The organism is candidate division KSB1 bacterium (genome assembly GCA_022566355.1).
Taxonomy (GTDB): domain Bacteria; phylum Zhuqueibacterota; class JdFR-76; order JdFR-76; family DREG01; genus JADFJB01.
In genome coordinates this window covers 1-23,412 of record JADFJB010000072.1, presented here as the reverse complement: position 1 = coordinate 23,412, position 23,412 = coordinate 1, and the positions used below count along the sequence as shown (strand labels likewise).

General features: G+C 39.6%; 11 protein-coding genes and 2 pseudogenes. 1 reads left to right on the top strand and 12 read right to left on the bottom strand.

The annotated features are described in order from the left end of the window. Positions 1–410: 410 nt before the first annotated feature. The 12 genes and pseudogenes from IIC38_12910 to IIC38_12855 form a co-directional block, all read right to left on the bottom strand. Positions 411–1,643: an alkaline phosphatase family protein gene (locus IIC38_12910; protein MCH8126843.1), complete on the bottom strand. Its 1,233-nt coding sequence runs from the start codon at positions 1,641–1,643 to the stop codon at positions 411–413. A 17-nt stretch (positions 1,644–1,660) separates the two neighbouring features. Continuing rightward, positions 1,661–2,635, bottom strand: coding sequence for an alpha/beta fold hydrolase (locus tag IIC38_12905; protein ID MCH8126842.1), 975 nt, complete (start codon positions 2,633–2,635; stop codon positions 1,661–1,663). A gap of 274 nt (positions 2,636–2,909) precedes the next feature. Continuing rightward, positions 2,910–3,683: a hypothetical protein gene (locus IIC38_12900; GenBank protein MCH8126841.1), complete on the bottom strand. Its 774-nt coding sequence runs from the start codon at positions 3,681–3,683 to the stop codon at positions 2,910–2,912. Positions 3,684–3,699: 16 nt separating this feature from the next. Further along, the gene (locus IIC38_12895; protein MCH8126840.1) at positions 3,700–8,469 is read right to left on the bottom strand and encodes an efflux RND transporter permease subunit; all 4,770 of its coding nucleotides are present in this window, start codon (positions 8,467–8,469) and stop codon (positions 3,700–3,702) included. 183 nt (positions 8,470–8,652) lie between these two features. Next, positions 8,653–9,093: pseudogene (locus IIC38_12890) on the bottom strand (transposase). Positions 9,094–9,248: 155 nt separating this feature from the next. After that, entirely contained in the window at positions 9,249–12,365 is a 3,117-nt protein-coding gene (locus IIC38_12885) for an efflux RND transporter permease subunit (GenBank protein MCH8126839.1), read from the bottom strand. Positions 12,366–12,452: 87 nt separating this feature from the next. Then, on the bottom strand, positions 12,453–13,505 hold the full coding sequence (locus IIC38_12880) for an efflux RND transporter periplasmic adaptor subunit (protein MCH8126838.1): 1,053 nt from the start codon (positions 13,503–13,505) through the stop codon (positions 12,453–12,455). Between the two features lie 32 nt (positions 13,506–13,537). Beyond that, positions 13,538–15,061, bottom strand: coding sequence for a TolC family protein (locus IIC38_12875; protein MCH8126837.1), 1,524 nt, complete (start codon positions 15,059–15,061; stop codon positions 13,538–13,540). A 23-nt stretch (positions 15,062–15,084) separates the two neighbouring features. Next, the gene (locus IIC38_12870) at positions 15,085–18,381 is read right to left on the bottom strand and encodes a hypothetical protein (protein ID MCH8126836.1); all 3,297 of its coding nucleotides are present in this window, start codon (positions 18,379–18,381) and stop codon (positions 15,085–15,087) included. 251 nt (positions 18,382–18,632) lie between these two features. Continuing rightward, the gene (locus tag IIC38_12865) at positions 18,633–19,547 is read right to left on the bottom strand and encodes an ABC transporter ATP-binding protein (protein ID MCH8126835.1); all 915 of its coding nucleotides are present in this window, start codon (positions 19,545–19,547) and stop codon (positions 18,633–18,635) included. Positions 19,548–19,871: 324 nt separating this feature from the next. Continuing rightward, positions 19,872–22,079, bottom strand: coding sequence for a S9 family peptidase (locus IIC38_12860; protein ID MCH8126834.1), 2,208 nt, complete (start codon positions 22,077–22,079; stop codon positions 19,872–19,874). Positions 22,080–22,144: 65 nt separating this feature from the next. Beyond that, a pseudogene (locus IIC38_12855) lies at positions 22,145–22,814 on the bottom strand (phosphoribosylanthranilate isomerase). A 284-nt stretch (positions 22,815–23,098) separates the two neighbouring features. On the opposite strand from IIC38_12855, the gene IIC38_12850 reads away from it, so the two are divergent. Further along, on the top strand, positions 23,099–23,263 hold the full coding sequence (locus IIC38_12850; GenBank protein MCH8126833.1) for a hypothetical protein: 165 nt from the start codon (positions 23,099–23,101) through the stop codon (positions 23,261–23,263). The last annotated feature ends 149 nt before the right edge of the window (positions 23,264–23,412 follow it).

Sequence of the window (23,412 nt, the reverse complement as noted above, 5' to 3'; positions counted from 1 at the left end):
TAGATTTAAGGCTGTTTGATAATTAGTGTTTAACCGAAAACTCAACAACTAGTGTCATTCCGGTAATCTTCCCTGCCAAAAACATGCAGGGACAAGCTTGAGCCGGAATCTAATCATTCCAGGCATGTAGATTCCCGCTAAAAGCATGCGGGAATGACAGATGGGTGCGCTTATTTGGGTAGATTGTCCGGTGATTTCTTTATAGCAATTAAAAAACGTTTTATGATTGGTATGTTCACATCAGTTTGACCCGATTCTAATTGTTCTTCAAACCATTCTAATTCCGGTGGATCCTTTTTCAGTCATGCGTCTTGCTCTGTAGTTTTTTGTAAACATTCAACAAATGATTACATCTCCTTTTCTACACGGCCACTGCGTTGAATATTAAGGGTTGATTAATTTGTAATTAATCATCTTAGCATTTCTTTCACAATTTCAAAATCACCATCATTTGGAGCCGGTTTCAGTCCAAGAGTTTTTGCCATTAGATTATAGATGTGAACATTTTCAAAAGCATCTACTTCTATTCCGGCTTTAAACGCTGGTCCAAATGCAACAAAAAGTCCCTGCATGGATTTCAGAGTATTGTCATATCCGTGAGTTGCGCCAACAAAGCGATTTTGATTGCTGTCAAAATAACTATGACTGGTTGCAGACCACCCTTCATCAGGAATACCTACGATTGCCGGCACCCTGCGATGATTTTTATAATGAAAACGATCTGGGATTTCACTTTTTCGATAAACTTTAAAGTTAGGGTGAGCATCTTTTAATTTGTTATAGATTTCATCTTCATTCGTATTATCCAAAGGAATGCAAGTAACTGGAAGCCAATCAACAATACGAACTGTAGATAGATCAATATAATCATCAAGAAAAATAACTCTGTCCGGACTTAATTCTGTCATGCCATGATCTGCAGTAATAATAATGTTTACTTTGTCTTTAATATTTCGTGTTTCTAAACCATCTAGCAACAAACCCATTGTGCTATCCAAATGGGTAATCGCTTTTACAACTTCAGGAGAATCAGGTCCGTAACGATGGCCAAAATAATCGGTGTCACTAAAATATAAGGTGAAAAATGCAGGGCGTTCGTTCTCGGGCAAATCTAACCAGGAAAGGATTTGCTGAACCCGGTCCGTATTTGATACTCTGTCATCATATTTCTTCCAATAGGTTGCCCGCATACCTTCATATTCAGCTTCCGATCCTGGCCAAAAATAAGTTGCGCTTGTTTTCCCCTGCTTTTCTGCAGTAATCCAAATCGGTTCGCCGCCCCACCATCGACCGTCCTGGACTGCTTCCTGGTTACCCATGCTAAAAGAAGCATCAAACTCTGGATCGTACATGTTGTTGGCAATGATGCCATGATTTTCAGTATAGAGTCCTGTAACTGTAGTAAAATGGTTGGGGAAGGTTTTAGATGGAAATACGGGAATAAGCCCTTTGGCTTTGACGCCATTGTTCACCAAATAATCCAGATTCGGAGTGTTCGCTTTTTCCAGGTAATCGTAGCGAAACCCATCTAAAGAGATTAAAATGAGTGGGGATTCTTTTTGATATGAACAGTGACTAAAAACGATAATCAATCCAAACAGCATCGAAAAGTATAAAACCTTACGTATCTTTATTGATTTCATACCAAACTCCTTATTATCTATGATTCCATACTTCGTCGATTTGCAAACGATACAGCTTTGGATTCTGACCAGTACATGCCGTTACTATTTAATGAAATAAATCCAACATGTCCACCGGATTCGGGGATTTCCAGAAAGAGATTTGGATTGGATTGAGCTTGTTCAATTGGACAACAAGAATCAGTCAAAAATGGATCATTTTTTGAATTGATCAATAGAGTCGGAATACGAATATTGTCGAGAAATTGTTTTGAACTGCACTTACGCCAATAGTCTTCAGCGTCCTCAAAGCCATGAATTGGGGCAGTGTAGCGATCATCGAATTCTTTAAAAGTTTTGATCCTGTTAAAACCATCATCATTTATTTCATCAGGAAACAGCTCCATTTTTAATTGGATTTTCTCATGCAACATCCCAAGGAATCGTCGTATATAGATTCTATTTGAAAACTGAGCCAATTTTTCCGCACTGGATTTGAGATCGCAAGGGACCGAGAAGGCAATGGCACTTTTAATTTTTCCAGGAATTGAATCCCCAATTTCGCCAAGATATTTCAAGTTAATATTCCCGCCCATACTGAATCCAACCAGGCATAATTCAACATACTGATCGTGCGATGATGCGTGTAAAATGACTGTTTCCAGGTCATCGGTCGCACCGCTGTGGTAGGTTCGCAGTTTTAGATTTGGCACTCCGCTGCATCCCCGATAATTCCAGGCCAGGGCATCCCAACCATGGGCATTAAAAGCCCTTGCCATTCCTTTTATGTAGGCCCGATCCGTGCTTCCCTCCAAACCATGTGAAATGATTACGAGCTTTTCGAATTTAACTTTGGACCAATCGAGGTCGAGGAAATCACCATCCGGAGTATCGATTCGCTCTCGTTGGTACGGAATCTCAACTTCTCTAAAGAATGATGGAATGATGGTTTGAAAATGGCCGTTAGACAAAAATAGAGGGGGAGAGTAATCTGAATTGGCAATGACTGGCATATTTTTATTTATGAAATTGATTATAGTTTTATTGAATTGTAAATATACAAATTAGAAGAGAAGATTGGTAGAATAATTTTTATGAAAAAAGAACTTACAATTATTATGTGTTCAATCCATCACCTGGAGACGGTTATCAGGATACTCAATGTTGTAAGGTAAATCAGAGCTATATTTTTGGATTTTCTTGTCTGACGTTTACGTTTCACCCTTCGACGGAGTTTATCCTGAAAAAAGTGAAGGGCTCAGCATAAACTTCCGCCGTCTACATTATTTAACTCAACATTTTCTCCCTATTTTCCAAACCGCGTAAAGCCATAAACTGCAGGAAACATCCAAAAAGCAAAACAGCAATACGATTTTGCCACATCCAAAGATTCCAGGTTTCCGGATCTAAACGTCGGGGGATATCGTAAGGATTAAAAAAGAGTGAATATTTTGTCTCATCTAATGGCTCAGAAAACATTAATATTAGAAGTAAAATCCCAAATGACCACATTCCGGCAGCAAAGCCGCTGCGGAATTTCACAGCAAAATATAGCGTCATACTTCCTAAGAAAAATGTAGGCACGAAAGCATGAATGCCTGTAGCAATAATTTCTATTTCAGTAAAAGTAAAAAAAACAAATGTACTAAAGAGAATTGAGAGTGTTAGCAGGATCAGGTTTAATGTGACCAGCCTTAATATCCAGACTTTATACCGCGACCCGGAGGTGGTAAACATCACCTCGAGTGTACGGTTGTCTTTTTCCCTGGAAATTACCTGCATATTCAGTAAAATGGCTAAGACAGCAAAGGGAAGCATAAAAAGTGCAAGAAGTACATCTTCCTGCGACACGCGATTAATCATATCGTTATTATAATTGATGATGTACGCGATGATGAAATAGCCAAAAATACCAGCAATAAACCAGTAGAATCTATTAAAAAATAGGATTTGAGCTTGAAGGTGTAATATTTTAATTCCAATCGTTAACTGTTCTTTGGTAGTAAGCTGCGAGAATTTATTGTAGATGTTACTTCCGAATTTGTATTGGGTTTTATTCATGGTTTCTCAATAGACCTTATTTATCCAAGGACTCACTGCCATTTTCCTCCGAATTCTTTTTCCCTTGCAGTAATAACACATAGGCATCTTCCAGAGTTGGTTCCACTGCTTTCGCATCAAGTTCATCGACCGCTTGTTCACTTAAAAACCTCAGACGAATTCGGTTGTCAACTTTGCTGTGTTGTATGATCTTCAATTTTTTTTGCAATTCGTTAAATTGACCCTCTTCAATAATCGCTTCGAAAACCTTACCACGGGCGCTTCTCTGCATCTCTCTTGGCGATCCATTGAATACTACTTCACCTTTATTCAGAACCGCCATATCGTGACATGTGCTGGCAATATCTTCTACGATGTGCGTACTAAAGACAACAATTCTGTCCTTTGCTAAATCAGCCAGCAGGTTTCGGAATTTAATTCGTTGTTTTGGATCGAGCCCCGCAGTGGGTTCATCCACAACGATGATTTGCGGCAGGTGAAGTAGCGTTTGCGCGATACCAACCCGCTGTTTCATCCCACCCGAAAATGTTTTAATTTTGGTGTCTTTTCGATCCCAGATTCCGACATTTTTGAGGGTATGTTCAATTAGTTCTTCACGTTCTTTCTCTTGATAGATGTTGTTCGATAGTGCATGATAATTTAAATATTCAAGAGGAGTCATATTTTCATAGAGTCCAAAATCCTGTGGTAAATAACCGATCGAGCCATGAAATGTTGCTCGATGATCTTTTAAGAGACTTTCATTTATTTTTATGCTGCCATGATCAGCTTCCAAAACACCGACAAGGATTCGCATCAAAGTAGTTTTGCCAGCTCCATTCGGTCCAAGAAGACCAAACATCCCTTGACCGATATTAAGACTCACTCCATTTAAAGCCACTACCTGTTGTTTTGGGGGTCGAATAATTGGAATGAATTTCGTAATCGCATAAACGACTCGTTTAATTTTTTTAAGTTTGCCTTTCGGCTGCTCAGGATCAATTTGTCCCGATTCTATTTTTCTGCCAATGCGATAGAATTGAAACAACAAAAGTGTCAAGACCAAAACAATGATAGTCCATGTTGTTGAGCCAGTACGAATTGGTAAATAAGCAAGAAAAGCCAGGTAAATAAAGAATCCACCGCGTTTCGGAAAATTAAGGGGTGTAATTTCTTCGGCGCTTGCAGCTTCCTGATTTTTCTTCTTTTTGAAAAACAGCCACCTTTTTTGTTTCTTTTTAGGTTTGGGCGGTTTGCCATTGACAAAGCGCCATTTATACCACAATGCTCTTGCAGAAAATATGCAGATCAAATTCAGTAGACTAAGAACGACTAGCCAGAAAGAACTACTCAAAAAGGTATGAAGATAGACTATAAAAATAAAAATAGTTAGCAACCAGATGGCAGCTTGATAAATTCCCTCGTTCTCCCAAGGTATTTGTCCCTTTGCAAAAAAGGAAGCCACTCTTCTTTTTTCTCTATTCCATTCTCGTATAAACCTGCCAGGTGCGCCATAAATCTTGGTAAGATTTTTAATTCGAATGGTAAATTTTTGAGATGCTAATTTATCTTTTTCTTGTTTAACAATTAAGAACTGCTGGATACTATAAATAATACCCAAAATGATAAACCAGATTGGCAGGATAATGAGGATTGTATAGATTTTGCTTTGATATGTATCGTAAATCCAGTATAAGATTGCTGCAGATGCCAAAGTTCCAAGAAGTATCCCAAACCAACCAATTTTTTTTAGCCAGGCTTTTGTTTGTTCAAGGCCGACGTAAAGAACAGGGATAAACACTAAAGTGGATAGGGTGGAAACTATGAGGCCACCAATTACAGTGATTGCAAATGGCGGCCACAACTCAAATTCTGTTCCCTGCTTGAGTGCAAGAGGAAAAAGTCCCAGTATGGTGGTTGCAGATGTCATTAAAATGGGCCGCACCCGACTTTGTCCTGCAATGATGACAGCTCGCTGCCATCGATAATGATGTTGCGTTCGTAAAATTGCAATGCGATCTAAGAGGATAATTCCGTTATTAACTACGATACCTAAAAGCACGATCAAGCCTAACAACGCCATAGGAGCGCTTTGACCAAGCGAAAGTGGGGTGCCGGTTATAACCAGTGCAAACAATGAACCGATGACTGCTGTTGGCACCGTGCCCAGTATAATGATTGGCATTGAAAGAGATTCGAACTGAGCTGCAAGGAACATATAAATTAATAGAAAACCAATTGCAAGCATCCAATAGTAAGGAGCCCTGACATTTTCATTTTCAAGCTTTTCAATGGAAAACCCTTTTGGAAGTCTTAATTCACTAATGAAACGATCGATCTGGGCTTTTGCCATTTCCTGACGACCCTTGGATTTCTGCACTTCATCGATAAATTTATATGTAATTTTAACTTGCCTCTCTTGATTAACTCGAATGATGTTTCCCGTTCCTTCATCCACGCGAATTTTAGCAACCTGGTTAAGCGGAACTAATTGTCCTGACGCGTTCATTACGCGAATTTTTCCGATATCATTTAGCTGTCTTTCTTCCGTATTAGCCAAAATCAACTTTATATCCATTTCGCCCTGTTCTGAATAGTAGGGTGTATTGGAACTTGCCCCTTCGGAGCGGGTAGACCAAATAGCAGTCATTATGTTCTGCATACTCAATCCCCAAAGTGCCAACCGCATTCTATCTCCGATAACCTGTAACTCCGGAGCGCCTCCCTGTAAATCTGAAACAACCGATTGGTTGTCAATTTCCGGAATGCCTTTTAGTGTTCCCGTGATCTGGTTGCTAATCTGGTGCAGGCCTTGTAAATCATATCCTTTCAACCTCAATCCTTCTTCAGAGGCCAGGATATTGGAAATATTATTCCCCTGACCAGCAGAGCCTGAGCGGAGTGGTCTATCGAAAGATAAGTCGACATTCTCAATTCGTTCATTTTGGTTGCGAATTTTGTCTTTATTCTTTTCAAGGTTCAGGTTCTCGGTTCTTTGATCTGCATCTAAGAATGTAGCTACAATATTCGCTTCTTCTGCTCGGATATTTGCACGGACTTCATCAATATCTTGTAATTCCAACATCTGAGCTTCAATGCGTCTCACAGCTTTATCGGTTACTTCCAATGTTGAGCCTTTTGGAGTAGAAACATATAAATTCATTCGAGCTGATGGTGGTGGGGGAGCTTGAGTAATGATGAAGGTTACGCCAATAAATATGCTCAGCAATAGAAGAATAGAAACGATAGATAGGGTGCGAATTCGGTGTCGAATCGCTGATTTTAATAGTAATCGATATATTTCGTAGATTCTTCCACTATGAAATGGCTTAAAAGGTTTGCCCCGGAGAGCTCTTGTCGCGATCATTGGAATGAGTGTTAGTGAAACGATGAGTGAAACTGCTAAAGGAAAAATTACGGATAAGGAGAGCTCCCGAATAAATAGCCTGGCTTCACTTTCAACAAAAAGAACCGGAAGAAATACTAAGATGGTTGTTCCGGTTGCAGCGAATATTGAGCGGCTCACTCCTTTGGTACCTAATAATGCCGCTTCTTTATTGGATTTACCGGCCTGGTGCTGTAAAAATATATTTTCCATCACGACAATGCCGTTATCTACCAGCATACCAATTGCTAACGCCAGACCAACCAAAGAAAGTATATTAATAGAAAGATTAAAACCATACATCAAATTAAAGGTGACTAGTAATGAAATTGGGATTGCAATCATTAAAATAGATACGAAACGAAGATTGCGTAAAAAGAGGAAAAGAACGATGATTGCCAATATCGCACCTGTAATCGCCAGTTTTTGAATTCTGTCGATGGCTGATTGGATCATTTCAGCCTGACTGAAATTGACCTTGAGTTCGTAGTCTAACGGTGCTAAGTCCTTGTTTATCGCTGCAATCTCATTCTCAACTTTTTTTGCAACTTTGAGCATGTTGCTGGAATTGTCTTTCTGAATAAAAATACCAACCTGTGGTTTGCCGTTTACACGATACAGTCGGGTTTGCTCTTCCTGGCTGTAGTCAACTTTGGCTACATCTTTTAATCGAACCATGCCCTGCGGGCGAATGATTATGTTTCTTAATTCGTCCAGATTGTCGATTCTGCCAAGAAGTACAACATCCATCATTTTGCCGGAAGTAATCACTCTGCCAAGATGCTGCGGTTGACGGTGGTAGGCATTGATTTTCTGTTGAACCAGATCAACGCGAATACCCAGTGCTTCGCAACGATCAGCATCTATTTCTATGCCAAGATTCCTTTTATTACCGCCGCCAATTCCAACATTAACAACGCCATCAATTTGTTCAAGACGGCGCAACACCCGCCTTTCTGCCGTTTCACGTAATTGCGAAAGGCTGGCATCTCCGCGAATACTGATTTCCATCAAAAATGAAGACAGATCTGCCGTATCAAATTTATTGACCTGAATTTGTACATCTTCCGGAATTCGGTTTTCAACAGCCGTCATCTTTTGTTGTAATTTAAGCACGGCGAATTTCATGTTGGTGCCATAGTCAAATTTCACTTTGATATTAGTGAAATTTGAGTAAACTGTACTTTCGATATCGTGCACACCTTCCAGAGTTGCAACTTCCTCTTCAATCGGTATAACAAGATCTCTCTCGATTTTTTCAGCATTAGCTCCGGCAATACCTGCACTGATATAGACTTCCGGAAGAATGAATTGCGGCAGTAATTGCACAGGCAGCCTGCTCCACGAAATCACGCCCAAAAGACAAAGGGCAAAAGTTAGCATGATGATTGTTATGGGACGATTTAATGCAAATTTTGTCATATATTAGTCGGTTGTCATAAATATATTAAACCGTTAAAACGGTTACTGAAAAAAATCTAAATTAGACTTCCAAATAAATTCGTGAACTTCTCCTTCAAGTAACAATTACAAAGAAACATGAAGCCCACAACTTCAGTTGTGGGTAACGAGTTGAACGAACTTTTAAAGAACCATTTCAATGGTTTATCTCTTCGATTCCTGTAAGCCATGTTTTTTAAGAAATATTATATATTCCTCATTAAATGTCATTTTTCTATGATGGCTTTTTTGGTGGTTGATATAATCCTCAACCTTGGATAACAAAGATTCGCTAATCGAAAAAGCGGCATAGCCAACTTGCCATGCAAATTTTGTTTTAATAAATTCTTGTTGATTAATCCAATGTGAAGATTCACCCTTAACAGATTTCATCGTACTAGCTATTGATTGGTTTTAATTTAGTAGAAACAAAACATGCAAATGTTCTGGCAAACCACCAATTGTGCGTACTGGGGATGCTAAATCGTTAAAATTTCCTTTTATATGTTTTAAAATCAGATTCCTAAAATTATCTTTCATAAGTGGAACTCGATCTTTGGTGCTCCAGATAGTGTGTATCCGTATTCTTGTTAAGGAGTGTGCCATAATGCAACCCCCTTTCGTAAACCGTTGAAACGGTTAATGAGTTGTTAATAGAATTTTTACCCCACGAATAAATTCGTGGGCTTAGTTTAATGTGCAACTGAGAAAACATAATTTCTATCAATTGTAGTATTTTGGAAAGAAGAAACAATGTCATCCTAACTGGCTCTTCTCCTCAACCCATCAATTATTTCATACACCACCGGAATTACGACCAATGTCAATATGGTGGAGGTAACTAACCCACCAATCACGGCGATGGCCATAGGTGCACGGAGTCGAGTGCCTTCACCAATGCCAATGGTAAGCGGCAGCAAAGCCAGGATCGTAGTTACGCTGGTCATCAAAATAGGTCTCAATCTATCTTTTCCTGCCTGGAGAATGGCTGCTCGAAGGGCTTTACCATCGGCGCGTAAACGATTCACATAATCCACCAAAATGATTGAATCGTTTGCAGCAATACCAGCCAGCATAATAATTCCGATATACGCCATCACACTAAATGGCTCACCCACCAAAAGAAATGCCAATACAACTCCAACGCCCGCCAGAGGCAGAGTCAGTAATATGGTGAATGGATGAACCAGACTTTCGAATAACGATGCCAATACCATATAAACCAAAATAATCGATAAGAGTAGAGCAAATTTTAGTTGAGAAAACGATTCCTGGCGAGATGCTTCCTCACCGGTAAACCTGATTTCGTAATTTGGTGGTAAAGAAATATTGGCTAAAATTGGATCGATCTCTGCCACTGCCTGGCTAAGCGTTATTCCTTCCACTAGTTGAGCGCTTACATTCGAAACACGTGTTTGATTATGTCGATGAATTTCTGCAGGACCTTCGCCAGGGATAAATTCAACAATATCTTTCAAACGCAAAACCGCTTGAGTTGGGGTTTGAATTTGTAGATTTTTCAATTCTGTTAATGTTGATTTTGGATACGAAACCAATATATCTCTGTCATTGCCCTGGGAATAGAAGTCTGATACTACTTCACCGCTTAACCTTTCCTGGATAAGGTTGCCAATCTGTTGGACATCTAAGCCAAAATTTGCAGCCAATACTCTATCGATGCTTAGTCTTAACTCGGGTCGACCCTGTTTTAAACTTGTGGTTATATTTTGTAATGTCTTACTGGTTGAAAGAGCTTCAGCGGTTAGAGTCGTCAAACTGTGTAAAGTCGAGAGGTCTTCTCCCCGAATCTCAATAACAATTGGCGCCTGGTTTGTGCCAATTGTTTGCTGTAGACTGCTTTCTTTAATCCGAAAGGACGTGGATATTCCCGGAAAGGTTAGATTTGGTTTCAGTAGCTCAATCGCTTGGTGTGGTGAAATTGCGTTCGAAACCAGGTTAAGTGTTATGGTTGATTGATGTTCATTTTGCTGCGAGTTTGTATTAAATAAAGATTGAGCGGTTTGGACATTTATCGTCGAGTAGCAGTTTTCTAATTGTTCTCCTAACACCTGTTGAATTCTATGTTCGATACTTTCAATAACAATGGCAGTTTTATCTAGAGGTGTTCCAGTTGTTAATTCTATATCGATTTGAAGTTGGTTTTCAATACTTCGTGGAACAAATTCCGAGCCGATTACAGGAAGGAGAACGATAGAAATAACAAGCAAACCAACTGCCATACTTACTACAATCCATCGGTGGTTTAATGCCCACTGCAAAGTTTTTTCATAGAATGGGAATTGAAGTTGCTTTTGTTCTAATTTAAAGGATTTCTTACGGAACAGTTTGGCAGTTAGAGTGGGGATCAATAGAAACGCAACCAGCAAGGAAGAGAGAAGTGAAAACGCAACTACCCATGCTTGCTCCCGAAATAATTCAGCTGCAACTCCCTGAACATATACAATAGGTAGAAATACGATAATTGTTGTCAAAGTAGAAGCCGCAATGGCAACCCCAACTTCGGTAGCACCCAGGATAGAAGCCTTTTCAGAATCTTCGCCCAATTGCCGTCGTCTGAATATATTTTCAATAACTACGATGGCATTATCTACCAGCATACCGGCGCCAAGTGCTAATCCTCCGAGGGTCATCACATTTAATGTTAGACGTTGAAAATACATGAGTGTAAAGGTTGCCAGTATGGAGATCGGAATGGCTAAACTCACAATCAGTGTAGCGCCCATATTTTTGAGAAAAACATACAATACCAGGATTGCTAAAAATATACCGATAATTGCAGTGGTTTCGACTTCACCTATAGCTTTTTCGATAAAGGAAGATTGGCTGTAGATTTGAGTGAATTGCAAACCGGGCAATTCACTTTGTAAGCGAACAACTTCATCTGTAACTTGTTTTGCAACTCGGACTGTATTCTCTTTGGATTCTTTATAAATGTATAACCCTATGCTTTCCTCACCGTTAAAGCGAACGATATCCAATCTTTCTTCCGGAGCATAAATTACTTCAGCCACATCGCTTAATAAGATTGGTACTTTATCCCCGGAGAAAGTCATTTCGCTTTGTCGGGCTCCGGTAGATGGGCTCTCCCCATTGGTGCCCTGGGTAGTAGATTTGTAGCCAATAACCGTTGCGGCAACCTCCTCAATATTGGTATACTTTCCAATTCCCTTTATCAGGTAAGCTTTATCCGATTCGATGAGTTTTCCACCAGATGCATTAGCATTTGCCTGCCTTATTTTGTTTTTGATATCTTGTGTGCCAAGTCCGTAAGCAGCGAGGAGATATTCATCCAATTTGACTTGCACTGCCTGTTTTATCCCACCATAAGTTTGAACACTTGCTACTCCATCTAATCGTTCCAGACCTCGTTTTATGACCTCTTCCGCTAAACGTCGTAATTCATCCAGATCCCTATCGCCGGAAATAGATGCGTTTAGAGCATAAATCATAATGGGTTCTTCTTGAGGATCAAAGGTGGCAACTGTAACCTTGTCGATCTCAGGATCGGATTCAAAGCTGGCCACCTTCTTTTGCACATCCAACAAAGCGAAATCCATATCCGTTCCCCAACTAAATGTGGTAGTGACTCGGACTCGCCCGACGCTCGTAACTGAACGGACATCGACAACTTTACTCACAGTAGCGAGAGATCCTTCAAGCCGGCGAGTGAAACGCTGCTCCATATCCTGGGGCGCACGTTCACCTGACTGGATTTCGACGACAATTTTTGGATTATAAATGGAAGGCAGTAAATCTGTTCCCAGGCGGTTGAATGAAATGAATCCCAGGATGGCGATACCACACATGATCATAGTAACTGTAACCGGGAACTTGACTGAAAATTGTGGTAAATTCATAGTCTTATATTTTTGAATTTTCTTTAATCAATCTGTTGTCTTTCAACTTTAGGCACTCTAGGCACTCTAGCGCACTTTAGGCACTTGTCATTTAGTGACCCTAACTTTAGATTTATCTTGCAAAGTTTCATAACCTTTGATCACCAACCTCTCTTCGCCATTGAGTCCACTTACGATTTCAACCTCTTCGCGAGTAGAAATTCCGGTGGTCACTTCTATCATCTCGGCGCTCGTTCCGGAAACAACGAAAACGACTGAGCGGTTATCTCTTGTTTGAATTGTATTTGCAGGGATAACAATTGCTTCTGGTTGGTGTTTTGCGACAATATCTGCCTTTGCAAACATCCCTGGACGAAGGATTAAATCGGGATTCATGGCTTCAATAGTAACTTTGAATGTGCGGGTTTGCGGATCGACAGTAGGATTGATGGAGATTACTTTTCCATTGAATACTTGTCCTTCCAATGCATAATTGGTGATGATTACATCCTGTCCAATCCTAATTCGCCCAACATCAGAATTGGGTAAATTCGTATTTAACAGAACTTTGGAATAATCAGAAATTGTGCAGAATTGAAAACCAACGGGTACATAAGTTCCGTCAGAAATGGATTGAAGATTTGATAAAATTCCGGAAATAGGCGCTATTAACTTCAATTTATTAGCTCTTAGTTGAGCAGCTTCGTAATTCAATCGAGCATCGAGAGCGTTTCTCCGGGCAATTTCCAACTCTTTTTCTGTGACGCCTCCTTCTCTAAATAACGCCTCTTGTTTTTGCAGTTCTCGTTCCGCATTGGCCATGGCTAATTGTTGTGATTCAACCCTGACTTCCAACAGCCATTCCCGATTTTCTATTTCTGCAAGGAATTGTCCTGCCTCTACACGTTTGCCGCTGAAATTAACCGACCCATTGGTTTGTACCAGGTGCAGTATTCCAGATACTTCCGTGACCAATCTTTCCGCGATTTGTGCTTGTAAAGTACCCGTTGCAGAAACGAATTCCGAAATCGGACCTCGTTTCACTTTTTCCACCACAACTGGAACAGCCAGGTCGGCGGCGGAACGATTTTCTCCCGATTCGCAGGAAGTAAGCAATAAAAAAGAAAGCGAAAATAGGAGTACATATATTTTTGATCTCATCGATAACTTCTCCATAATAATTGTCTAAATAATCAATCTTGACCTGGAATTATGACACGAACAGGTTCATTTAGTTCAAAATCCCACAGGGTTTTGCGGCGTAAATCTGCTAATGATTGTTTGTGATCAATAATGGCTTGTAAAGAACTAATTCTTGCTTGTGTAAGTCGATTTTGCTCCAATGCTAAATCCTGGGAACTGAGATCGCCATTTTCAAATATCAGCAAACTTATTCTATAACTTCTTTCAGCTAAAGCCTCGCTTCGTTGAGTGATTTCGGCTCGCAGTCGCGCCGATTGCAGGTTACGAACTACAGTTCGGATTTCTTTTTTAATTTGTTCAATACGGTTTTGTTGGGTTAAACGAGTGGTATTTAGATTGGCGATTGCCGCCTGAACTTGGGACGCGTTCCTTCCCCAATCCCATATTGGCAGTGTTAAACTGAATTTTACACTCCTATCATTGTCAAATTGATTGAAAGCGTCTTTAAATTTATCCGCAACTTTTAAAATACCATAGCTTAAAAATAGCTCGCCAACGATTTCGCTTTGACTGTCTGTCTCCTCAACGTTGATTTGATTGAGTTCAACATTGATCTCATCAGATCTTAATTCAGTTCGTCTGTTCAAGGCTTCGTTAATTGCTTTCTCTAATGAAACCTGGATCGGCTGGTAGGTTAATTCTGTGATGGCGCTTATATTCGTTGTAATAGGAATGCCAATCAACAGCTTAAATGCATCTTTTGATTCTTCCAAGGCCGCTTCACTATTGGTTGCTGTATTTCTCGCATTGGCTAAATCAATTTCCAGTCGCAACGCTTCTACTTCAGGCAATAAACCTGCCTGTTGTTTTAGATTAGCAATACGGTATGCATTTTCTGACTGGCTAACTTGATCCCGGTCGATTGATAGTTGTTCTTGCGCCCTGTAAAGGCTATAAAAATTGGAGGTGACATTAAAGATGATATCCAATTGACTGCGAGTATATTGCTGCTCAGTATCTTCTAAATTTAGGCGAGCTTTTTGGTACCCGATTTTCCTTCGGTTAATGGTAAACATGGGTTGTCGAAATTGGATTCGTAATTGCGGTCTGTAGTTTGTTAATTCAGTAGTCTCTTCGAAAGTGTTTCCATCTACTGTAACTTTATTAATAGCAGTTTGATCAAACCGCTGCATGGAACCCACAATCGAAAACACCCCGTCCGTCGCAGCGATGGGTTGGTTAGCAAAAAATTCAGCCTGGAGATTGGTGAATTTTTCACGATCAAAAGAAAATCCACCACCGGGAATCGGAGTCTGCCTGATTCCCTCCTGAAATTCAGGTAAACTCGAGAACACCAATTGACCATCACTCTTAAAGCTGGCCTCCGCGGCTTTGAGGTTCATCCGGGAACTGGTCAAAGATTCTTCCAGTCTCTTAGCGTTGTAGCTTTTACCTAAAGCAATATTGATACTTTCCTCTAATGTTAGTATCCATGTTTCCTGGGCCATACCCGATCCCACAAAAAAGTTTGCAATAAGGAATATAAAAATTATCTGCAAGCTTTTGAATTTCATTCTTGACCTCCCTCGTTTTTTGCTCATTCAATAAATTCCCAGCGGATTGCATCCGCTATAATATATCCGTTGCCTTTATCCGAAAGCTCGACAACCGCAGGTTCTCCCTCGACGAGTCGATATCTTCCCAAAGGAAACCAGCCTTCTACTGTATCTTCCGGCTGAAAATCAATTGGAAATGTGCCGTCAGCGCAGGTTACGGCAACTTGAAATTTTCGACTAATATTTCGACGCCACCATGTTGATCCCATTTTAACAAAAAAGCTCAACTCATAATCACCACTCCTTGGGGGCTGCATTTCCCAGCGAGCAGGATATTGACCACTGCCTCCACGTTTTGCATGCAAACCAAAATAATATTTTCCATATGCGATTGGTGATGTCCACGACCACCAACTTTTGCCCTTCGAGGGTGGGCGAAAATACTTCTTCTCAGCGCTGGTTGGTGTAAAGAAACCATCATCTCTGTCATCGATGATAATCGATCCAGCATCTTCTAATGATGATACAACATAGGATGTGTCAATTGGCGATTTTCGTGAAATTCGGGAAGCAATAGTAATTTGCTTTTGAATACTGCCGCGATTTCTGGAAAAATAAGGAATTACAGAAATTCTTTGTGGCTCATCAGGGACAATAAATTTCAACTCCTTCTCCTGGAAGCTTCCAAGCTGGATGTTGCGTCGGATTTTGTCATTTTTCGTGTAGCAAACCAAACGAACAAATCCGTCTCCTCGTTCGCCGTTTTGTACTCTGGTTGTCACCTGGTAGGATATTTTCATTTGTCCGGAATCAATTTTTTCAGCATCAGCTCGGGTTATGCGGTAACCTGGTAAGGATGTTTGCTCAAACCACTGATCGAAAAATCCTTTAATATCCTGGTTACTGGTTTCCTGCAAAATATCTATAAAATCTTCCCGCGTAACAGGTTGATAGCGGTATTGTTCTACTAGTTTTTGTAAAGCTTGATAATAAATATCCTCGTCTGTTTTAGCTTGTAGCATTTGCAAAACCGGTGGAGCTTTAAAATCAACTGCTGCTCGAAATAGCTTGCCGTCAATTTCAGGTGAAAATTGCGAAAGTGGCTTTTGCAATAACGCCGTAATTAACGAATCGATTTCGAGATCATATTTCCTTTTGATCGCCCTTTCACCATCAAAATTGCGCATGCGATCATTTGCACTAAGAGATAAGAAATACCTATCAGGATAAAATGCATCATTGATTCGGCGATCTGCTTCCTCGTACAATTGCAGATCAAGGGCTCTGGCAAGTATCGGGTCCTTAATGTCTATGCCGAAATGTAAGTAGTTTTTCATAGGAGAGCGAATGCTTCCCTCCGTACGCCACGAGCTCTGGGGAATAAATGTTTCTAAAACCAAATCAATAAATACGTCTCTCTTTACCTTGGTTGGTGAATCGTCTTGCCCATCTTTCCTGGCTCTTTTTGTTTTTCTTTTAATCTCTACACCAATTCTTTTACTTGCCAAGTTTACTTCACTTAGCATGATGATACCAGGTTGAATTAGAATATTGTTGAGACCGAAGCGATTAATATATACTTGTAGATGCAAAGGTACTTCGACAATAGCCAATCGAGGATAGGGATAGGGAATACCTGAAACTTCCTCAAAAATTTCCAACATTCGTTCAATAGCATCCAAGCAAGTATCAGCAACATCCTCGAATTCCTCAAAATCCAGCAGGTGATTTTTATAATAATAAAACTCTAATTTGGTTTGCTGGAATTGGTGAGATAAAACCTGGTAATTTCCAATATGAAGTGAATAACCAGGTAACGGATCTTCCACCAGAAAAGTAGTTTGTCTTTTCCCGTGATTTGTAGTATCAACCGCAATGATACCCTGGGAAATAGTTCTTAGATGTGGATCGGTTTCAACCCTGATTATAGCTGTTGCAAAATTTTTGTCTTTAGGTGCATCAAATGGATACCCGGCAGCAGCTCCGGGTGTAGGGTACCATCCGCTTTCTGCCGGAAGAACTGCGAATTTCTCATCAACCCAGGCAGAAATATTGGGCTGTCTCCAGGGGCCATTACTTTTATCGAGGATGCCTTTTTCATTTTGAATTCGATCCAGCATAAATTGATCGCCATCAACATTACCAGAATATTGCACCTCGATTGTATCCGTTTGGCTTGAGAGTAATGGTTTGTTTTGTAAATCGAGTTCAAGTAGTTGGTGTTTCTGTATAAAATTGATTTCTTCCCCGTCGTGCCAATTCACTTTGCTTACTTTTAAATTTCCATTTAAAGCAAAGACTAACCGCCGCAATAATTTATAATTTGGATTCGTGATGACCATTTTTAAGTTAACTTGCAGAGGTGTCGTTTTATCGCCATGGATTATATCAAAATCATAATGCCTGACTTTACAGGTTGGTTCAGATATCCATTGGCTTTGATATTCATAATCTGCTAATCGTTTTTCTTCTATGGCCTGGTGTTGGTTTACGATTTTATTTCCGACACTAAAGGCCAATAAAGAAAACAATACTGATGACGCGAGAGTTAGTCGAAAAGAAAAATTGGATTGCCTTAGTCTTGGATAAAGGAGAATGGTAAAAGCCAGCAGTACGATTGTGATTGTGATGAAAAATAATCGTTGCCACAATATAGGTTCAAGGTTGCCAAAGCCAATTAAATCACTGTAAAAAATTTGTGCTAAAAAACAACCATAATCAAACATCCCATAAAATTTATCCTGGAAATAAAAAAGAATGCCGGCAACATAACCTAGTGACAGTAACATTGCCACAGCAGGAATCCGAACCAGACTAACAAGGAAGAAAACAAGGGCGACCATAAAAAGGATTGAAGGAAAGGTCACCACCAGGAAATACGTAATGAAAGGCAATATATTAAAACTGGCTCCAAGAGCAAAATACTTAATAGTCCGAGCAACAATTGCTAAAAAGATTAAAAATAAGTTGAGATAAAGAATTGAAGAGACAACGCCAAAATATTTTCCCAGAACCCAATTTGCAGTGGTCATAGGTTTGGAAAACATAACTTCATCTAATCGCCATTTTTCTTCCAACTTTCTAAAATCGACCGCGACGAAGACAATCAAAATGATTTGTATAAAACTAAAGAAAAACAGGGCCAAATAGGAATCTGTTCCGTCGAGAAGAAATTCGCCTGGGGGATTATTATCCAAAAATGTTACCAGGGTAACCATCACTAGAAAAAAGATCATGAAAATAATGCCGAGGCCACCTAATACCCAGAACTTGGCGGTTCTGTATAGCATCAATCGTTCATTTGCTGCTATGGTAAGAATATATCTTAATGAATTCAAAAAGTAAAATTTCCTTTTTTAATCAATGAGTCTACTCTAAAAACCGATTCAATCGCTTTTCTAAAAAAAAATGATACATAAAAACAAATACTTATGAGAGCGATGGAATCGGTATCCCACCTTTTTAGAATGAACTCATCGATGAAACCACAAAAACCGACTTTCTTTTGAGTATAGTTTAATATATTATCAATCTTTATATTCTTCCATCATGTAAAATCGTGAATTTTCCAGAAAGTCGGTTTTTTGATTTACGCTTGATCTTCTCCATTGCTCTCTTCATCCTCGACATATTCACCGATCACAAATTCCATGAAATACATATAAGCATCCTCAAGATTGGGTGGCAGTTCTTCCATATTAAATCCGTTCGATGGATCACCCACGACACGAAGAAGAAGCTGGTTCTTAACGGGTATGGTAGAAATTACATGCATTTGTGAAGAAATAACTCCAAAATCTTCTTCATTACAAGTGACTTGCCAAACCTTACCCACTGCTTTATTGATTAATTCTTCAGGCCGACCGTTAAACACAACTTTACCAAGAGAAAGCAATGCAATATCTTCACAGGTGCTGGATATATCTCCAACGATGTGCGTACTGAGAATAATGATTTTATCGCTGCTAATCTCGGCAAGCAAATTGCGAAAACGAATTCTTTCCTCAGGATCCAAACCGGTAGTGGGCTCATCGACGATGAGTAACTGCGGATTCCCAACCAATGCCTGTGCTATACCTAAACGTCGTAACATTCCACCTGAGTATGTTTTAACTTTTCGATCACGAACGTCGCTCAATGCAACTTGAGCAAGTGTCTTTTGCACCCAGTTTTTAGTTTCTTTAGATGAAATGCAACTCAACTTTGCAATGTAGGTTAAAAATTCCATTCCGGTCATTTGTGGATAAGCGCCAAAAAATTGCGGCAGGTAGCCAAGTTTGGCACGGATTTCACGCCGATGAGTCAGCACGTTGTCACCATTAATTGAGACATCTCCTGAAGAAGGCTTTTCAAGTGTTGCCAGGATTTTCATTAAGGTACTTTTTCCAGCACCGTTGGGACCCAATAAACCAAACATGCCGGTGGAGATATCCAGATTTACATTTTGTAGTGCAAATACACCGCCTGGATATTCTTTATTTAAGTTTCGAATTTTTATATGCATGGATTGTTTACTGGTATGTTCTATCTATGTTACATGATCTATAACATTTTTTCGGGAATTGAATTTATTTTTAATCATTTTGTAACAATTCAGCCACAAAGACGCAAAGGCTCCAAGTTCATAATATTAATTTTTTATGCATGTTTTAAGCTGCATCTACATTTTTTCTGCTATTAATTCTTCTTTATTACTTGGAATATATTCGCTCATAGTTTTATTCTTTGAGTTTTAGAGACTTCGAGGCTGAATAGTTACATCATTTCAATCAATGGACAAGCGTTTGGTTAAAAAAGTTGCAACAGCTTAATAATTAAAGTAGATAGATTACAAATTTTCATTCCAGAATTCCAACATCTTAGTGAATAAGTGTATACGGGCCGGACGATCAGAGATTCCATGCTTTCGCATGGGATAGAACATCATATCAAACTGAATATTTGACTGGATGAGTTCTTCGATAAACCGCCAGGAATTCTGTGGATGAACGTTATCGTCGTATGTGCCATGGACTAGTAATAGCCGGCCATGTAGGTTCTTCGCACTTTTGACGAAGGAGGTTTTGGCATAGCCATCCGGATTATCTTGTGGTCTTTTCATGGCAAACTCCGTCCATTTGGTATCATAATATTTCCAATCTGTCACCGGAGCTACCGAAATTCCAGCTTTGAATTCAGAAGAGTTTGTCATTGCATTCAACGTGAAACTACCACCACCGCTCCATCCCCAAATTCCGAATCGCTCTGCATCCACATAAGGCTGTGATTTTAACCATTTCACGCCATCAATAATATCCTTTAGCTCAATCGGTCCTGACATCATTTTAAGCACACGATTTTCAAGTTTTTTGCTGATTGCCGTTGACGCAGGATGATCAAAACGCACTACCAAATAGCCTTTACGCAACAGGATCTGGTCGAAATATCTAGCTGTGTTCCAGGAATTGAACACCGTAGGCGCCGAAGGCCCTGCATAGATATGGAAAATGATTGGATATTTTTGATTCGGATCAAAGTTATTTGGTTTTAATATTTCTGCCGGCATTTGAAATCCATCGGCAGTTGGGATCGTAAATAACTCCGGATATTGAAATTCCAGAGATTCGACTAATTCTTTTCGAGGTTCCGCCAGAGCTAGTTTTAATGAACCATTATTTTTGTAAAGAGACAATGATGGAGGAGAATGAATATCGGAAAAAGAGTCGAAATAATATTCAGCGTTTGGGCTAAAATGAATTCTGTGTGTTCCGTCTGCTTTGGATAAACGTTCCAGTTTTTTACCATTTAGCTTGATGCGATAAAGATGACGTTCGATCGAGGATTTTTTCAGAGCGGTAAAATAAACCCACCCTCTTTTTTCATCGATAGCTACAACCGACTGCCGCAGCCAAAAGACACCTCCCGAAGAGCGCAAAGCCCATTCTCCTTTGGTAATTTGATTAATCAATTCACCGTCCATTGAAAATCGGTAAAGATGTGCATAGCCATCGCGTTCAGACTGCCAAATGAAACTTTTGCCATCGTCCATAAAATAAAAATCGTCATTGATATTAACCCAACCTTCATCCTTTTCTGTCATGATATGTTTTATTTTTCCATTTGCGCGATCGACAAAATACAAGTCAAGTTCAGTTTGAGCACGATTCATGGTTTGGACGGCTAACCGTTTGTGGTCGGGTAGCCACTCCACTCGAGCAACATATTCGAAATTCTTTCCATCTAAATTCGCCCAGGTTGTTTTTCCCTTACCTATTTCAGCAATTCCAACTCGAACGATTGGATTTTCCGTGCCGGCTTTGGGGTAACGTTGTTTAATCACCCTGGGAACAGCAGGCTCATAATGGACATAATGCATGACAGACACATTTGATTCATCGGATTGCAAGTAAGCGATGGCTTTGGAGTCTCCAGACCACCAATAACCAATATCGCGACGACCAAAAATCTCCTCCCAGTAAACCCAGGAGAGGGTTCCATTCAATAATGTCTCGGATCCGTCTGAGGTTAAACGTTGTTCTGTCCTATTTTTGATATCATAAACATAGAGATCATTGCTCCGGACAAAAGAGAGCAATTTGCCGTTGGGTGAAAAATTTACAGAACTTTCAGATTGGTCAGTTTTCGTTACTTGTTTAAATTGCGAGTCTTGAAGATTTAGTAGAAAAATATCTCCATCAAATAAATAAACCGCACTTTTCCCATTTTGATCAAAAGAAAGTGGCCAGCTTAATGAATTGGCAGGATTCTCCTCGCGAAAAGAATTCAAACTGGCCAATGCTTTTTTTAGGTTAACGGCGGGTGAACGTTTACCAGATTTAGGATTTAAGATCTCAAAAGTTCGTTTCTCACTTGGTTTTCTTAAGTCTTGAATAATTGCTGTATTATTTTTTAACCATAAAAATCTTGGGATAGTAGTAATTTCTCTACTTTCGTCGCTGTAAATCCACTCTACCGTAATCTCTTGTTTTGTTTGGGTATGAGCCGTTGGTAAAAGAACAGAAGTGATTATGAAACAGAATAAGAATTTATTACGCATCACAACTCCTTATAAATATTTACAAGATGAGTTAATCGCTCTGATAATTATTCGATTTATTATTTTCATTCCAAGTTGTCTCTTGATCTAACCGCCTTAAAGAAAGCGTGCAATTTGCTTTCATCCAGTTTGCCATTCGTCCGAACGCCGGAACAAAGGTCAACGCCATATGGGTTGACTTGATGAATGGCTTCTTTCACATTGCCAGGATTGAGCCCACCAGCGAGAAAAACAGGTACCCGAACAGAATCGCAAATTTGACGACTAATTTGCCAATCATGGGTTCGTCCGGTTCCCCCCAACTCCTTCACTGGAACGGATTGATTACCCGAATCGAGTAAAATGGCGTCGACATGAGGTGCAATCTCTTTGGCCTCTGAGAGTGTCACTTCTCCTGTGACATGAATGACTTGAACGATCATAACGCCCAGGCATTGCAGAACGAAGTTCACGGTGTGAGCCTGCGATTAAGCGGTCACAGAGTTGAATCGTGTTTACACCGCATCGTTTTTGTTGATGGATGATGGCATCAATTTCTTGTTTACTGGTTAACAGGAAAGAACTTACCCCGGGTGGAATTGTCGAAGCGATTTCGGCGATGAGTTCTTCTGAAATGACCCCCGGTCCGCTTGGCATTTCTGAGACTAATCCAAGCGCCGAGGCGCCATATCGAATAACAAGTTTCGCTTCTTCAACACTACTGATACAGCAGATTTTAACTCTCGTAAAATGCATTTATTTTCGTTATACTAAAATTGTTTTTTCCATTTACATGATCTTATTTATAATAAAATATAAAGAACTTTGCAATACAAAGTTAAAAAAAGAATGTTGAACCTAAATCACAAACAATTTTTCAAAAAAAGTATTCATCATTTATTCAATAAAACTATTCGATGTTTTTCAGTTGATTAATTTAAGGTTAACAATAATAAATGTGAACGTCCGAACAATCAACCGCAAGTATTTTGGAAAAAAGTTGTCTTATGGTAAAATAAATCGACTTCGATAGATTGATAATGAATGAAAAAGAGATCATTGCTGAGATAAAAAAGTACAGCTCCCAGGCCTTCAAGGAATTGGTAGAATCCTTTAAAGATTCCGTAGTCAATACTTGTTATGGTTTCTTGCGTAATAAGGAAGATGAGGAGGATATCGCTCAGGATGTTTTTATCGAAGTATAACTCAATTCAATCCTTCCGCGGAGATGCACAGTTATCAATCTGGCTATACAGAATTTCAGTAAACAAATCCCTCAATTATTTAAAGAAAAAGCAACGGTTGAAATGGGTAAGCAGTTTTTTTGACACCACTGGAGTTGAAAAGCAGTTGG

Bases quoted from the DNA above. Each gene is read 5' to 3' on its own strand.
- IIC38_12900 (MCH8126841.1), bottom strand. From the start codon at position 3,683: ATGAATAAAACCCAATACAAATTCGGAAGTAACATCTACAATAAATTC.
- IIC38_12885 (MCH8126839.1), bottom strand. From the start codon at position 12,365: ATGAATTTACCACAATTTTCAGTCAAGTTCCCGGTTACAGTTACTATG.
- IIC38_12850 (MCH8126833.1), top strand. From the start codon at position 23,099: ATGAATGAAAAAGAGATCATTGCTGAGATAAAAAAGTACAGCTCCCAG.
- IIC38_12895 (MCH8126840.1), bottom strand. From the start codon at position 8,469: ATGACAAAATTTGCATTAAATCGTCCCATAACAATCATCATGCTAACT.
- IIC38_12865 (MCH8126835.1), bottom strand. From the start codon at position 19,547: ATGCATATAAAAATTCGAAACTTAAATAAAGAATATCCAGGCGGTGTA.
- IIC38_12905 (MCH8126842.1), bottom strand. From the start codon at position 2,635: ATGCCAGTCATTGCCAATTCAGATTACTCTCCCCCTCTATTTTTGTCT.
- IIC38_12880 (MCH8126838.1), bottom strand. From the start codon at position 13,505: ATGAGATCAAAAATATATGTACTCCTATTTTCGCTTTCTTTTTTATTG.
- IIC38_12860 (MCH8126834.1), bottom strand. From the start codon at position 22,079: ATGCGTAATAAATTCTTATTCTGTTTCATAATCACTTCTGTTCTTTTA.
- IIC38_12875 (MCH8126837.1), bottom strand. From the start codon at position 15,061: ATGAAATTCAAAAGCTTGCAGATAATTTTTATATTCCTTATTGCAAAC.
- IIC38_12910 (MCH8126843.1), bottom strand. From the start codon at position 1,643: ATGAAATCAATAAAGATACGTAAGGTTTTATACTTTTCGATGCTGTTT.